The organism is Cryobacterium sp. 10I5 (assembly GCF_035019865.1).
Lineage (GTDB): Bacteria > Actinomycetota > Actinomycetes > Actinomycetales > Microbacteriaceae > Cryobacterium > Cryobacterium breve_A.
The window spans coordinates 1-13,819 of sequence record NZ_JASJVI010000046.1; the positions used below are offsets into that span (position 1 = coordinate 1).

At 62.3% G+C, this 13,819-nt stretch carries 12 protein-coding genes; 9 read left to right on the forward strand and 3 right to left on the reverse strand.

Going from position 1 to position 13,819, the window contains the following annotated elements:
• Positions 1-139 precede the first annotated feature (139 nt).
• Both QN350_RS12175 and QN350_RS12180 read right to left on the reverse strand, forming a co-directional pair.
• Positions 140-886: a hypothetical protein gene (locus QN350_RS12175; RefSeq protein ID WP_322137469.1), complete on the reverse strand. Its 747-nt coding sequence runs from the start codon at positions 884-886 to the stop codon at positions 140-142.
• Between the two features lie 236 nt (positions 887-1,122).
• Positions 1,123-3,891 carry a hypothetical protein gene (locus QN350_RS12180; RefSeq protein WP_323516469.1) on the reverse strand — a complete coding sequence of 923 codons (2,769 nt, stop codon included), beginning with the start codon at positions 3,889-3,891 and terminating at the stop codon, positions 1,123-1,125.
• Positions 3,892-4,227: 336 nt separating this feature from the next.
• Between QN350_RS12180 and QN350_RS12185 the strand changes: the two genes are divergently transcribed.
• The 4 genes from QN350_RS12185 (at position 4,228) to QN350_RS12200 (ending at position 9,106) form a co-directional block, all read left to right on the forward strand.
• Positions 4,228-4,599 (forward strand): hypothetical protein, encoded by a 372-nt coding sequence (locus QN350_RS12185; RefSeq protein ID WP_323503061.1) that lies wholly within the window; start codon positions 4,228-4,230, stop codon positions 4,597-4,599.
• Between the two features lie 583 nt (positions 4,600-5,182).
• Positions 5,183-5,887: a hypothetical protein gene (locus QN350_RS12190; RefSeq protein WP_323516471.1), complete on the forward strand. Its 705-nt coding sequence runs from the start codon at positions 5,183-5,185 to the stop codon at positions 5,885-5,887.
• A gap of 1,000 nt (positions 5,888-6,887) precedes the next feature.
• Complete coding sequence (locus QN350_RS12195; RefSeq protein WP_322137473.1) at positions 6,888-7,127, forward strand: hypothetical protein; 240 nt, start codon at positions 6,888-6,890, stop codon at positions 7,125-7,127.
• 746 nt (positions 7,128-7,873) lie between these two features.
• Positions 7,874-9,106 (forward strand): hypothetical protein, encoded by a 1,233-nt coding sequence (locus tag QN350_RS12200; RefSeq protein ID WP_322137474.1) that lies wholly within the window; start codon positions 7,874-7,876, stop codon positions 9,104-9,106.
• Positions 9,107-9,466: 360 nt separating this feature from the next.
• On the opposite strand, the gene QN350_RS12205 is transcribed toward QN350_RS12200, so the two are convergent.
• Positions 9,467-9,910, reverse strand: coding sequence for a hypothetical protein (locus QN350_RS12205; RefSeq protein ID WP_322137475.1), 444 nt, complete (start codon positions 9,908-9,910; stop codon positions 9,467-9,469).
• Between the two features lie 236 nt (positions 9,911-10,146).
• Between QN350_RS12205 and QN350_RS12210 the strand changes: the two genes are divergently transcribed.
• The 5 genes from QN350_RS12210 (at position 10,147) to QN350_RS12230 (ending at position 13,422) form a co-directional block, all read left to right on the forward strand.
• Positions 10,147-10,587: a hypothetical protein gene (locus QN350_RS12210; RefSeq protein ID WP_322137476.1), complete on the forward strand. Its 441-nt coding sequence runs from the start codon at positions 10,147-10,149 to the stop codon at positions 10,585-10,587.
• Positions 10,588-10,817: 230 nt separating this feature from the next.
• Positions 10,818-11,264, forward strand: coding sequence for a hypothetical protein (locus QN350_RS12215; RefSeq protein ID WP_322137477.1), 447 nt, complete (start codon positions 10,818-10,820; stop codon positions 11,262-11,264).
• 369 nt (positions 11,265-11,633) lie between these two features.
• Positions 11,634-11,771, forward strand: a complete 138-nt coding sequence (locus QN350_RS12220; RefSeq protein WP_322137478.1) for a hypothetical protein — start codon at positions 11,634-11,636, stop codon at positions 11,769-11,771.
• Between the two features lie 22 nt (positions 11,772-11,793).
• Positions 11,794-12,207 (forward strand): hypothetical protein, encoded by a 414-nt coding sequence (locus QN350_RS12225; protein WP_322137479.1) that lies wholly within the window; start codon positions 11,794-11,796, stop codon positions 12,205-12,207.
• 144 nt (positions 12,208-12,351) lie between these two features.
• Complete coding sequence (locus QN350_RS12230; RefSeq protein WP_322137480.1) at positions 12,352-13,422, forward strand: DNA methyltransferase; 1,071 nt, start codon at positions 12,352-12,354, stop codon at positions 13,420-13,422.
• The last annotated feature ends 397 nt before the right edge of the window (positions 13,423-13,819 follow it).

Consider the following 13,819-nt stretch of genomic DNA (forward strand, 5'->3'; position numbering starts at 1 on the left):
GTCCGGGCCGCTACCACTTAGGCAGAAGAGCGCTACCGGGTTATCAGAACAGCGCTACCCGATGAGGCGACGCGCCATCTTCTGGAGGCGCCTCGCCTCCTCAGTTAGTAGTGGAGTGAGGGGCTTCCAAAACGCAACGTCAGCCGAGCAGCTCTTTTAAAAGGGGTGCGAGGGCGGCAAGGGCGCGCTTGAGATTTGCGCGGACGGCCTGCTCTGAGGTAAGGAGGACCTTAGCGGCGGCGGCAGAGGTCATATCGGCATCGATGACCAAGGCGAGCACACGCTGGGACACCTGGCTCAGGGTTTTGACTGTTGCGCGGATCGCCTGCTTCTCCTCGATGGAGAGCGTCGGCTCCGGCGCTCCGATGCGCTCACGGAGAGGCACGCTGTCGGCGTCATCTGTATCTAACGAGGCCGTATTGGACCACGCCCCGGCGGCGGCTTTCTGGGCGTCGGAGCCACGCTGGGTTGAGCTCACCAGGTCAGAGGGGATACAGACGTTTTCGTGCATCTCAGATGCGTAGGAGCGAATGGCGCCGTTGATGTCGTTCTTGGCGTAGGCGACGAAAGCACCCTTAGACGGGTTGAACGTCAAGGCCGCCGCGGCCGCTCCCATGCGGCCAACCTGCAGAAGGTCGTCCCAGACCAGCTGAGGGTTGGCGGCCGCCCAACGTGCGCCGGCCTTCTTCACTGCGCCTTCGGCGAAAGCAGCAAGCCCCCACGCCGCCGGTGGAATCGCTGGTTCCTCCTCACGGCCACCATCGACACGCGCGCTGTTGCGGTCTTCGCGCGCTGACCGCATCTTCGCCGTTTCGAATGGCCCGGCTGCCTGGATTCGTACGGCCAGTTCCGCTGCGTGCTCCGCGGTAAGAATCTGTTTTGACAATTTGTGCCTCCCTGTGGCGTCAGGAGGGAGACATGCGACAAAGGGGGCGCTCAACCGCGCCGAAATGGCCTCAAAACAGGCAAAAACAGGTCAAAATCAGAAATCACCCCTGAACTGGGGTGAGATGGCGTCAAGTTTTTGGCACGGATGGGCGCTCAGGACCCAATCCATAGGCATGCGGCACAGCAAAAACGGCCCGCCGACGGGGAAAGTCGACGGGCCGTTCGAAGAGGCGCCTAGTAGTTCTGCTGGTCCGCTGGGCCCTGCATGGCCATGAGCGGTGTGCCTGGCAGGTCAAGCAGGTCGGCGGCTACGACATACCCGCGCTTGCGGTTCAGTCCCAGTGGCACCGGGCTCTTCCCGCCCGGTTCGGTTCCCGCTACGACGACCGAAGCGAAACCCCCATCGACCTGGCCCATCGGAACAGCGGCGACGGCAGTGAAACGCTTGAGGTCTTTAAGCGCGGCACCGTAGAGGAGGACATACTTTCCGTCCATCGAGATCAGCCCGGCAGCCATTCTTGACGGCACCGTTTCGAGAGTCCCGATGCGGTCAGGTCTGATGGTCCAGCCAAGACTGCGGGCTTGTTCCAGCACCGGGACACCGCCGTTGGCGAGCTCGAGATATACAGACCCGCCGGCGATCGCGTCACGAACTGCCCGGACCAGAGTGCTCGCAGGGTTCGTGTTGCGCGCCCGCTCCCCCGAGGTCTCAGCCAGGCGAGACACGACGACGTTCACGTCGGCCATCGTCGGCAGCAGATCTTCGATCCCCGCCTCAGCCGCGAAGTCCAGGAACCGCGACCAGCCGGTCGCAATGACGACTGCGGTCTCGGCCGACCGGCCGCCGGTCTTCGGCATCAGTGTTGCCTTGAGCTCATCGTTCGCCGTTGTCCAGTCCGAAAGTCCGCGAGGGAGTTTGTCGATCTGGCGGGCCAGGTAGGAGATGTAAGCGCCGAAGAGCCGGTTTGCAGCATCCTGGCGTTTCTTCCGCCATTCGTCGATTGGAGATGTACCCATCGGCAGCATGGCGATGTCGGCCCGGCCCGCTTCCAGGGAGATGGAGACAACGCGTGAGGCGATCCCCTGTTCCTCGCTGAGTGCCTCTCCGGAGACGATCGAGGTTGTGGACGCATCCGACGATCCGCGAAGTCCGCCGTTCTGCGTGCCCTTTGCCTCTCCGGAGACCGCCGTGTAGGAGGCCTGCAGCACTCGAGCCAGCGCACCCTTCACCCTGGCGGCGTCGGCAGGGATCTCCGGGACGCGGTAGTCATCCCAGAAGCCGGTGGCCGAGGCCAGGTACGAGGAGAGGACGCCGCAGCCTGAGGCTGACGAGGAGATCAGCGTGCCGCCGGTCCACCCCGCACGCCACGCCGGCGTGAGGAATGACTGCATCGCGCTCAACAGCAGCGTCTTGCCCATATCCGGCGGGCTCGCGACCATGAGGGTGGCACGACGGCTGAGGCTGAGCGGGGCGCTTGCCATCATTCCGAACCCGGCCAGCGCTACGGGTGCTTCGACGTTCGGGCTGAGCTTGATGAACTCCGCCAGCGCCTGGGCGCCCTCTCGCAGCTCCTCCGAGGTCGTGGCGATCGCCCGCCATCCGTGGGCAAAATGGGTCGGAGTCAACGAGTCGACGTCGGACTTCGCGGGAACGCCGACCGAAATATCTTGCACCCGGCCACAACCATTGACAGAGCCGCCAGGCGCAGCGTAGGTGACGCCGGTACGGACGCCGGGCTCGCCAACCAGCCACCCCATGGTCGTCAGCTCCTGGATCCGGGTGGAGGCGTCATCGGAACCGAGCTCCCGGAGAACGTTCGCCAGGTGCTCTTTCTTGGTGCTGCCGATCGGCAGAGCTACTCCCATATCGAGGCGCTGGACAACCGCGGCCGGGTTAGTCGCATCCTCGGGGGTGAAGCCTGGCGCGGACCGAACAACTTCGTCGGACCGGGCGATAGTGACAGTGACCATCTTCTCGCCGTTCTCAACCGGAAATCCGTTCTTGAGCGAAGCACGAGACACCACCATGGAGCGCCACGGGACCCAATCGCAGATCTGACGGGCCTTCCACGTCTCGATGCCCTCATCATCAACGGTCTTGACCATTTCGTACACGCCGTGGCCTGCGTCCCAGAGGCGAACCTCGACATGGTTTGAGAGCTTGAATGTCGAGGGCGTCCGTGTCTCGATCGCCCGCGCGACGGTGAGCTTCACCTTCTCTACTGTCCGCGGTGGAGTTGGTGTGGTGCGGACTTCGGACTCGTCGGTGGCGACGATGGCTGCTGATCGCGTCCCCTGCATTGAAGGTTCGCGAGTGGCCAGGAGAGCGTCAACAGCGCTCTGGTCACCGGCCGCGGTGGCCGGGTAGACAACACGCGGCGCTGCCTCCTGCACAACTACGACCGGCCCTTCGAAGTCGAAGTCCAAATCGGGCGGCGGCACGTCCGAGTACGGGATGGACTCGTCCGAAGCATGTGCGGGCGCTGGGACTGGTGCATCGGAAGTGACAGGCTTTACAACACCGAACGCGTCAGCAACGCGCGGGAGCATTGCGGCGATCACAGCGTCAACCAGGTCGGCGTTGAACCACTCTCCGGCAAACGGCCGGAGAAGAGCGGAGGCTTCCTTGTAACCGCCGACGGTGTGAGCGAGGACGTCAAAGCTGCTATGTGAGTGCGCGTCATCTTCAAGTCCAAATCCTGCCTGAGCAGTGGAGCTGAAAAATGTTACGCGCTGGACATCGGCCGTTTCGAAAAACCGGCCCGAGTCGCGGTCCGCCGTGTCACCTGCCCTATCCGGCATGGATACGCCATTCCCTCTAAGGTCGGCGCCGAAGACCTCCTGCAAGAAGGAGTCGACGGGGAACCCAACGGCGAACAGATCGCCCAGGCGCGGGGCTGCGTTTGGATCGCGCGGGGAGGAAAGAGTGGCTGAGCGGGCGAAGGCACGGTTACAGACAGCGACAGGAGCCTTGACAGGGAGCGGCGGGTAGATGCTGAGCAAGTCCTGGTGGCTGTAGACAGGACCGCCGGCTGTGACCAGGGTGACGGGCTTGAGTTCGGCGCCCTTGGCGTTGACTGTGCCGGCAGGGCGGAGAACCTGGCTGAGAGTGTGCAGCGGTCCAGCGTCGATGTTACGGCCACGGCGGGCACCGAAGGCCAGCCAGAACGCCCTATGGCGGGCGATGAGCTCAGCGCCTTCGACGGTGCGCGGGTCCACGGGCGTGTCCAGAGCAAACCACCAGTGGAAACCACCGGAGGAATCGACAGAGACCGTGGGCGCCGGAATCTCGGTGAGCCACTCAGTGACCTCCGCACGCGAGGGGTTGTTGGATACCCGGTGCTCGCCATCGTCCGTGTCCACGTCGACGACCAGCGCCACCATCCCGAGAACGTCCGCTTTCTTGCCGCGGCCGCCGGCAGCAGCGACGGACCCATCGATTACCCCCACCGACACCCAGGTATCGCCCCCCTGGGCTGCCTCACGCTCGATGAGCTTCCAGGCGGCCTCGGCGTCACCGGGAGCAGCGAAGCCGGCGGTACGGAAGACGCTGGATCCGGCGCTACGCGCACAGACGCTGATTACGGATCCCGCCGGAAAAGCCTCCGCATGCCGTGCATAGACGGCGGCGTGGTGCGCGAGCCAGGCGCCCTTGTTCAGGTTGATGGTGGTCAATTAGTGCCCCTCGGGCTTGTGCTTGGTACCGGTTGAGACCGGGAGCTGATCTGCTCGAGGAGTAGTGGTGATAGTGGCGTCTGAAACGCAACCAGAGGAGCCCAAGAATTTCGATCCTCTGGCCAGGGACTCAGGAGAAATGGCCGAATGGCCAGCATTGGCCGGAGCCTGCCCAGAAAGTGTTCCGCGCTGTGACAGGGATGCAAGGGTGTTAGAGGTCGAATGGCCGGAACCCGAAAATAGGAGAGAAAGGCTAAGAGATAGAGCCGTTGAGGTACAGCCGTAGAGGTACAGGCAGAAAGAAATGCTCAGAGATGCCTATCTCTTTACATATTTCTGTCCATATATCTCTTAATGCCTCTACATCCCTTTGTTTCAGCGGAAGACTGTCTGGCCAATCGCTGGCCAATCGCTGGGCAGCGTGGTCAAAGCCTGGCCAATAGAAGCCGACGGCTGTCCCGCACGACTGTCCCGCACGGCTATCCCTCGCGTTCACGCATGTGCGTACTCATATACGCGCAGTCTTCGTGGCGGTGTTGCGTTTTGGCTGCGCATCCCACCACTACCTCAGTGAGCACCAGCTCCGCCGATCCCGGTCCGTCATATGTGAGGAAACCAAGTGGACACCAACGCCAGTATCCAGACCAAGCCGACGGTCCGCGCGGTCGCGCCGGCACCCTACGGGGTCAAGCTCGCCCCCGCGGAGCACACGCGCCTCATCGTTAAGATGGTGGCGGGTCGCTCCCCCGAGGCCACACGCGACGAGCGTCTTTCTGCACTGTCAGCGCGCAACGCCGTAATCGTCGCTTACATGCCTCTCATCGAACGCGAGTCCACTCGAACCTCGCCGAACGCGCAAGCCTCAGAGGATCGGTCGGCTGAGGCATACCTGAGATGCCTCGAGGCCATCGGCACCTACGACCCCGCCCTGGGCGTACCCCTCGGCACCTACCTGCGAAGGTCGCACGCCATGCACGGTGAGGCTGTTGCCCGCGCCGGCATGCCCCAAGACTTAGCCGGCCGCGATCAGCGCAGAGATCTCAACCGTCGCGGGCTCCCAATCCCGCGGCCCACATCCTTGAATGCGGCGATCGCCGGCCGGGCGGATTCCCTGTTGTTGCAGGACCTGGCGCCCAGCACTGAACCAGGTCCAGAGGAGCTGGCAGTGGCTGCCGATATGAAGAAGCAAATCTTGGTTGGACTGTCGCGGCTCACGCGCGACCAGCGGACGATTCTCGGCGAGCATTTCGGTTTGGACGGGTACCCGATGTCCACTATGCGCGAGTTGGCGCTCGCGCGAGGCTTGACTGTGGGCGGTGTGTAGTATCGCCTTGGCCGAGCACTCACGGCTCTGGCCGAGACCGCACCCCACCTCCGCACGTTCCTCGAAACGTAGACCGCGGCAGTGCAGACCGCCGTCGACTCGTAGACCCCGCTTACCGGCCCAGGGCCGCCCTAGGCGCCCACACGGCACCGCGGTCAGCACGCATCGCTTGTGGGATAGATCGATGAGAAGGCCGCCCACGGCCTCGGAGGAGTCAGCGGTTCCAACGGACGAACGTACCCGCTTGTCATAATCTCACGTGACGCAACCGGGCTCGGCGCACGCATGGACAGGGCAGCCTGCGGCGCCCGGGATCCTCTTTGTGCACACCCTCGCCGCAGAACGAACAGATGACCGCGGCGGTCAACGAATTGATTCTGTTGGGCCTGCGGCAGCTGCCCATTAAATGGGCGGCGGCGTGTGTCCTCTGATCCGGATGGATGACAGATCAAGTGCGCGCCGAACAGGTTGCGAGTGATGGCATCGTCAACTTCGCCAGTTGTCTGCGCGCGCCAGTTGGCCGTGCATCGAGTGAAAGGATGACGGGGGAACGTTGAGCCGAGACGGAGTCCCTCTCGGCACGCCCAGCGCGCAAGACCGGCGAAGCTTTCCACATCGTCACCGCGAGGACTCGCGATGACCGACGGAGCGGAGCGCACGCTCGGCCTGCACCACTGCGACGCCGGTATCGACACACCGCCACCCCCTGGCCGAGCACTGCGGTGTGATCCGGCCAAAGCACGTGACACTGAAGTTGTCTGCCGCAGAGGGGCATTGAAATGACGGGAGGAAATACAGGTGCCATATCTCCATTGCTTGTGGGCGATACTCGCCGTGCGCGAAAAATACGCCGAGGGGTACTAGAAGATCCGAGAATCGATGGCAACAATCAAAGAACCCTGCACTTTTCATGATCCTCGCGCATATAGAGAAGTACACGGGAAACGCGCACCAAACAGGTTCCGACAGACGTGTATTCGGCTCTGGAGGGAGCAGCTCGATGTATGAATTCATTCCCCAAACCACCCGGTCCACGGTTGCAACCGTCACCAAAATCAACACCTACCTCGGCACGATCGATGCAAGGTCCGCAGCTCAACTTCGGGCTCACCTGGCCGATCCCGGCACGCCGGTGATGGCCATTCGGGACGCACTCGCGGCAAACGGTTTTTCCATCGGCGTGACCGCGATCCGAACGCATCGTCACAACGCACTCCTGCGAACGCGGAGGGTGGCATAGGTGCACGAGAGTCTCGGCGACGCTGCCAGCGAGGTGCAGATCCTGACCCGCGTCATCGAGACAAACCATACCGGCTGCGTCGGGCCTCTAGGTCAAAACGTTAGCTCGTACAGTTCGTCGAACCAGGGTCGGCGTTCACCTTTGCCGCGACAGGAACGACGCACTCCCCATCTGCTTCGCATCCGACGAACGCCGACCGCCACCCCGGGTCATGACCGCACCCCGGTCCGCACGCCCGCACGAGGATGACCCCAGCCAGTCGGAACAGGCGCGGATTAATCCGCGCCACCGACTACCCGCCGGTTGCACACACCCCTCCCTCGGTGTGCCGCCGGTCCTGAACGGCCGGTCGCGGTACCTCCTGCTCAGTACCGCGACCGGCCGTTCACCTTTACTGGACCAACTCTGCACCGCCGGCGCTCACGGGCGGCCACCGTGAATATCACGGAGATCATCGCACTTCCCGGAGGTCAGCCCCGCGGCCGTCCTGGCGACAGGGGGTTCATACGCCCGATCGGCCCGGCCAGCCTTTGCATTGGAACCGTGACGCTCTCCTAGCCGATCGATGTGCCCCCTGACTGGCCGCTGCGCATGATGGCTACAGCGTGTCGTACACGTTGACACTTTCGACCGGGACACCGACGCATACATGTGGACCCCGGCTCCCGGCCGGTCCGTCTTGGTTGCTTACGGTACCGGTTCGCCGTGGCATTCAACCAGCTGACAGCACTCTGCCAAGATTGGGCATGGACATTCAGTCGCGGCATTTCGGTCCCATTTCGACGATGCGAAGCGATGGCACTATCGCTGAGGTCGACGTGGAAGCACTGATCAATCGTTTGGTTCTGTTCGACGTCTGTTATGTGGAGTCTCACAGTCTTAAAGAGATTCCCGCGCTCGTTTCTGCCTTTGGGACCGCTGGCCTTCTCAAGCTGATTTACGCCGGTGCACTGGTGTTTATCTGCGACGTAGCCACCACCGGACAGACGGGTCAAACTAACAACATTCAAGAGACCACCAGGCGCAGGGGCATCCTTCCTTTGGGGTCGTTCCACCTCGTAAACGTCCAACTCGCGAAGGGACAGCCATACCGGGACGAGTACGTGGCGAAGTCCCTGAAAGAAGTTGACGCCGCGGGTGTTGGACGGGCAGAGACCTCAAAGCTCAAAATGGCCCTCCGGAGTCGGATGCTCGAGTACCCGCAAGATGCGTCACAGGTGGGCTTGGGTGACGTAATCGCCAATGTCCTACGAGGAGATGTCATCGTCGAGCAGGCGATCCGGAGGTCAGCCTTAATGCAGACCCATATCGATCCGGGAGCCTCCTTCGACTACCAGGCGTTCCCACTAGACGGGGACGGTGAGTTCCGCATCACGACGAACTTTGGCCGTATACACGGATTCTCCGAAGAAGTCGAACACAAGGTCGTCGAGCGAGGAGTGCTCGCGGTCGCAGGCCTGAATCAACGTGTTCAGCTCATGAGGAGCTTCGAGGCGCTCACGGGATTCAAGGACGATGATGCAGTGCTCCTGAATCTGAAACTCTCATTCCTAGCGAGTGATCACAATGCCCGGGCAGTCGAGGCTCGGTTCGGCAGAGTCGTTACCCTCGGACACGTTTCGCCCACCGACCGCACCGGCAGCCTTCGTGTCAATGTCGATCGACTCCTGCGATATCGAAATTCTGGTGAATGCGCGGAGTTTCGAACCTGGCTGAAAGACCTGGACAAACGTTCTGACGATGAGATTGCCCACGAATTCCTTTCGGTCCGCAAACAGATGGCTCTTTCAATTGGCTCGCCGCTCGGCAAGGCGATCCGGTTCGTCCTAACAACCGTCGCGGGTGCCGTTCCCGTTTTAGGCGCAATCGCCGGCCCTCTGCTGTCGGCAACGGACTCGTTCTTGGTGGAGCGCATCGTAGGCCGACCTGGTCCCACCGCATACTTGGGGAGGCAGTATCCCGCCATCTTTAGGAAATGACAACAGGACACTTCGATGGAGAATCCCGTCACACGACGTAAGTCGATAGGAGCATGCGCGGCATGTGTACGTCATTTGACGGACGCGGTCTGATGGACGTGAGTGTGCCACACGGGAGCCAGTGAGCGCACGGGGCTGGCTGCCGCTCCGATGCATGAGGTTTCTCGGAATCCTTCGCGGCGGTTCCAAGATCGGAGGCAGAAGACTTGCCTTCAATGTCGACGATGTTTTACGTACATCGGGTCCGAGTATCGGAATCCGGCATGCAGACTGGCCGCCGCGCAGATGTGGTGCCCCAGCCATCTAACCTCGAGCAGCGCCCGTATCGAATGTTCGCGCACCTCCGAGCGCCGCGCTCCTTCAACGGAGGGGAGCGTTCGCGTGCCGCCGTGCAGCGGCCGCCACCCAGAAATCGGTCATCGTCGACTTGAACACGCCGCAGCCGTCATACCCCTCGGCCAGCGCAACAGCACGGTCCACTCCGCGGACCAGGAGCACGGCGTTGTTCCGGCCGATGGTCGGGCAGCGCCCGGGACCCGAAGTGTCCTGGAAGCCGCCCTTGACCAGTGAGACGCCCAGGCCGAGGAGCGGCTCCCGGTCGGGCTCCAGCTGCTCGAGGATGACACGGTCAGCGATGGTGACGACACAGGCGTCGGCCCGGTCAGAAACGTCGATGAGGATATCGACCTGGCCGAGCGCGTCCGCATGCTTGCCCAGCTCGGTGGGTTCTGCCGGCCTAATGGGTCCCGTCGCTGCGGTCGAGATTGCGTGGCGAACAGTGCCTGTGCGGAGGGTGGCGGTCATGGTGTTCCTTTGAATCGGAGGGGTGAGGACGATGTGCCTCTTACGGCACATGCGCGGCCTCGTTATCCCCCGGAGCGGTCGTGGCGGCAGTAGTTCCAGGACAATTCGCCAGCGGGTCCACTGGATCGAGGGCGTTGTCCACCAGCAAGAGCCCGTAGCCGATCGGTTTCTGACGTCGGTTGGCTGCCAGACAGCTCGGCCTCCGAGCTATTCGGTGCACCGCGCATGCATCTGGCATGCCATACACATTTCTGCTTACAGAGCGACGCCTTGACGGCGCATTCGAAGAAGTCGAGTACACGTTCCAGTCACTCCCGGATTTCCTGACTTTCTGGAGACCTGAGTTCGCAAGGATCGAATCCATCACGGAGGCTCCCGAGCCGGCACCGGCAGAACCCGCCGAGCCGGGTCGCCGCTACAGCGACCCCGATGTCGCGCTGCATTCCTTGCGAATGGTGGCCAACGACGTAGTCGCTCTGCTCGCAACACGCTTCACCTTGGACGGCAAGATCACCGAGCCGGCGGTGGAGCTCAACCGCTCCATCACAGAGATCGTCGAGATCCGCAATCGGGTCGGTGATGCAGCTGTCGCTGGCATGGATGCGTGCGATCAGCTGGCCGAAGAACTGCGCGAACGGCGTGCAACTCTGAAATGTGCGCGTGAGGGCTTGCGATGAGTCACCGTAGCCGTCTGCCCCTGCCAACAGTTACGTGCCAAGTCCGCGAACGTGCCGCGCATGCAGTAGTCGCGGCAACTGCTCCGTCGAACGAGGACCGCTGCCGCCGGCTCGGAGCACGTTTTTTTGATGACAACGCGTCGGAGAACGAAAACTACCGCGCATGCACTCACCAGCGGCTTCAACCTTGAAGCCGGCTTCCACTCCAAACAGAATCAGAAAGGCTCATCATGAGCAGCACTCCCCTTACGAAATATCCGACTCAGGCCGAAAGGCGGAGGGAGGTCATCGACGGGTGGGCGGCCCCGCTGGGCCACGTGGCCGGCTTGGACCCCACCTCCGCATTCATCATCGCCTGCGACGCACTCATCCGAGCAGAACTCTCCAACGGGCCGCAGTTCGCCGCAGACGAGGCCGCCGGAATGCTCGTCATGCACCAGGGCTGCATGGCCGAACCTTTCGGGTTCGGGACCCTCCTGGCAGATGCCATGGAGGACGACCCCGACCTTTACGAGCCCACCCCAGAGCTGATGACAAAGCTCCGCAGCCTCACGCTCACCCAGGACTGGGGACTGCGGATGCTCCTCGAAGTCCACGAAGGGCTCCAGCGCGAGGAAGGGGGCAGGAGGGCGCCGTACGTGGTCACCCTCAAGGAAATCGGCTTTCCCGTCATCTAGACCCAGGACATCCCCGTGCGGCTCAGTACCTTCCAGAAGCGAGAGAGTACCGCGCATGCACTCCACAGCGGCAGTTACCAGCCGTGAAATCCGCACCATTCACGCAAGAAAAAACGTTCGCGACCGTCGCGACCACCCAAAGGAATAGACCATGAACATCAACGATTCTGACTACACCGCAGACGACCTCATCGATAACTGGGGCAACTCCGACCGCGAGAGGGAAGGCGTGCGCGCATTGCGCCATTACTCGGCGGAAATCGAAGCCATCTGGAGGCACGCGCCGGCCCCGAACCCTCCCCCGACAGGCCCCAGCTCGACAGCACCATCGATACTGGTTACAACCCGTCCGAATCGATGTACGCGGCAATGGTCCAGCTCCTCCTCGAAGACGCGGGTATCCCAACTGCCAAGCACTCTGTCGTGCTCAACCGCGGTCTGCTCAGCCAGTACCGCGACGCCGCGATTGAACCCAACATCGTCGTCCAGCACATCCTGAGCCGCTGACCGCGACGAGGAGGACATCATCATGCCGAAACTCATCCGAATCGAATCGGGCTCCGAGACTGAACTCCAGAACGCCATCGACAACATTGAGGGTCGCGCAACCCAGCGCACCGTCAGTGCCTACGACGTCATTCGGCACGTCGAAGCGGTAGAACATCGTCTCGACGTCCTCGGAGTACCGAACAGGGCACGCGCAGGAATCACCACCGTAGTCAACGGCAGCGCGATGTTGCCCCGGGCTTACGGTTACAGCGCTCACGCCACATTCGTCACAATTCGACGGAACGGTGCCGGCTGGCGCTTCGTCAAAGCAAAACGCACGTGGAACCGAGCCCTCTCCCGGGAACTCATCGACCTTCCATTCACCGTGGCAAAGCTGGGGTCCTGGGCGGTCACCAGCGCGTGGTCAGCCGAGAACCTAACGACAGCCGCATAACGGCAGGATTCCAACTTCAAAGGGCGTCGGGCTATCTGCCTCTGTGAGAGTACGTTCGCGCAAGCAGATAGCCCGTATGGGAGTCGCCATACGCCGCGAGACAGAACCGAAAAGCCTTTCCTCGCTCCGTCGTAAACTGAATCCATGGATGCCATGCGCGACAATATGACGCTCGTCGTCGCAGATATCAGGGAGGCCCTCACTGAAATCCCGGACGCTTCGCTGGCCGGCGCGATCCTCGACCCGCCCTACGGCCTTGGACTGACCGGAGTTGCCTGGGACCGAAGCGCGATCGCGTTCGACGTGGATTTTTGGCGTCTGCTCCGGTCCAAGATCATGCCCGGCGGCACGATAGGAATTTTCGGACATTCGAGAACTTTTGCCCGCGTTAGTGTTTCAGTTGAGGAAAGCGGACTTCAGGTAGTTGACACGCTCGCCTGGGCGAAGGGCTTCGGCCACGCTACCGCCAATCGGCACATTGACTCCGAACTGCGGCGCCTCGCAGCCCCCGATGAGCTTTCCGAGAAATACGCGGGCTGGGAAACGCAGCTGCGACCTGCGTTCGAACCGATCGTGATCGCCAGAAACCTTGCCCCTAGGCAGTCCTTGATCGAAGCGATCGCGGCAGGGAACGCCGGCGGCTACAACGTGTCGTCCTCCCTGATAGCGGCAGATGCTTCGGAGAATCGCAGCCGCAGGAACGGCGCAGTCGACGGCGGCGCAAACCGCCAAATTAAACGAGTTCTCGGTTCGATGTCTGTGCCGACGGCCGGCGGACGCCGGCCCGGAAACTTACTTCTAGAGCACGACGAAGACTGCGATGAGACCTGCTGCACGCCCGGGTGCCAAGTACAACTGATAGACGCCCAAGGGCGGACAAAATATGCTCCTGGCAAGGAGAAAGCCAGCCGCTTCTTCACTCAAATCAAATACTCGCCACGAGCGCACGTCTCAGAATCACCGCGCCCAGCCGGCGTTCGTGGGCACCCCACTGTCAAGCCAATGAACCTCGTGAATTGGCTTTGTGGCCTAATCGTCATGCCGGGCGAAACCTACTTGGATGGCTTCGCTGGATCCGGAGCCATCTCCGAGGGCATCATCCGAGCCGGCGGTCACTCTTTGGCGATCGAACGCGAACCGGAATACGCCGAACTGATCAAACACCGATTCGCCGCGCTGGACGTCGCCGAACAAGAAGGCTTCCTGGGTATGTGACTGCTCGTCACTGAGCCGACCGTCCCTATTCACCGAAGCCTGTTCCACGAGATCCTCGGCATGACCGCGGGGATGGCTCGCAGCCCACTCAACAGCGAACCTCTGACGATCGTCCGGATCGCCCCCCGAGCAGACCGAACCCGGTGACCGTAGTTTCGGAAAACGGTCTAGGTCTCGGCGATGGCCAACCGCTGGTATTCGGTCGGATCGTCATAATCTTGAGCGTGGGCGTACAGCCGTCGGCGCAATGAGGCCCGAATCGGGAGGCGACCCGGGCGCATCGGTGAACCTTCCCGCGATCCGAGGGCGCTGGGACTCGTCGAAGGGTCTAATGGGCGTGCGCCTCTCGTCTGAGGATCGAACCCAAGGCCGCCCTAGGCAGTTGGGTCGACCCGTG

Coding starts and splice junctions, on each gene's coding strand:
- QN350_RS12195 (WP_322137473.1), top strand. CDS start 6,888: ATGTATGAATTCATTCCCCAAACCACCCGGTCCACGGTTGCAACCGTC.
- QN350_RS12200 (WP_322137474.1), top strand. CDS start 7,874: ATGGACATTCAGTCGCGGCATTTCGGTCCCATTTCGACGATGCGAAGC.
- QN350_RS12205 (WP_322137475.1), bottom strand. CDS start 9,910: ATGACCGCCACCCTCCGCACAGGCACTGTTCGCCACGCAATCTCGACC.
- QN350_RS12210 (WP_322137476.1), top strand. CDS start 10,147: ATGCCATACACATTTCTGCTTACAGAGCGACGCCTTGACGGCGCATTC.
- QN350_RS12215 (WP_322137477.1), top strand. CDS start 10,818: ATGAGCAGCACTCCCCTTACGAAATATCCGACTCAGGCCGAAAGGCGG.
- QN350_RS12220 (WP_322137478.1), top strand. CDS start 11,634: ATGGTCCAGCTCCTCCTCGAAGACGCGGGTATCCCAACTGCCAAGCAC.
- QN350_RS12225 (WP_322137479.1), top strand. CDS start 11,794: ATGCCGAAACTCATCCGAATCGAATCGGGCTCCGAGACTGAACTCCAG.
- QN350_RS12230 (WP_322137480.1), top strand. CDS start 12,352: ATGGATGCCATGCGCGACAATATGACGCTCGTCGTCGCAGATATCAGG.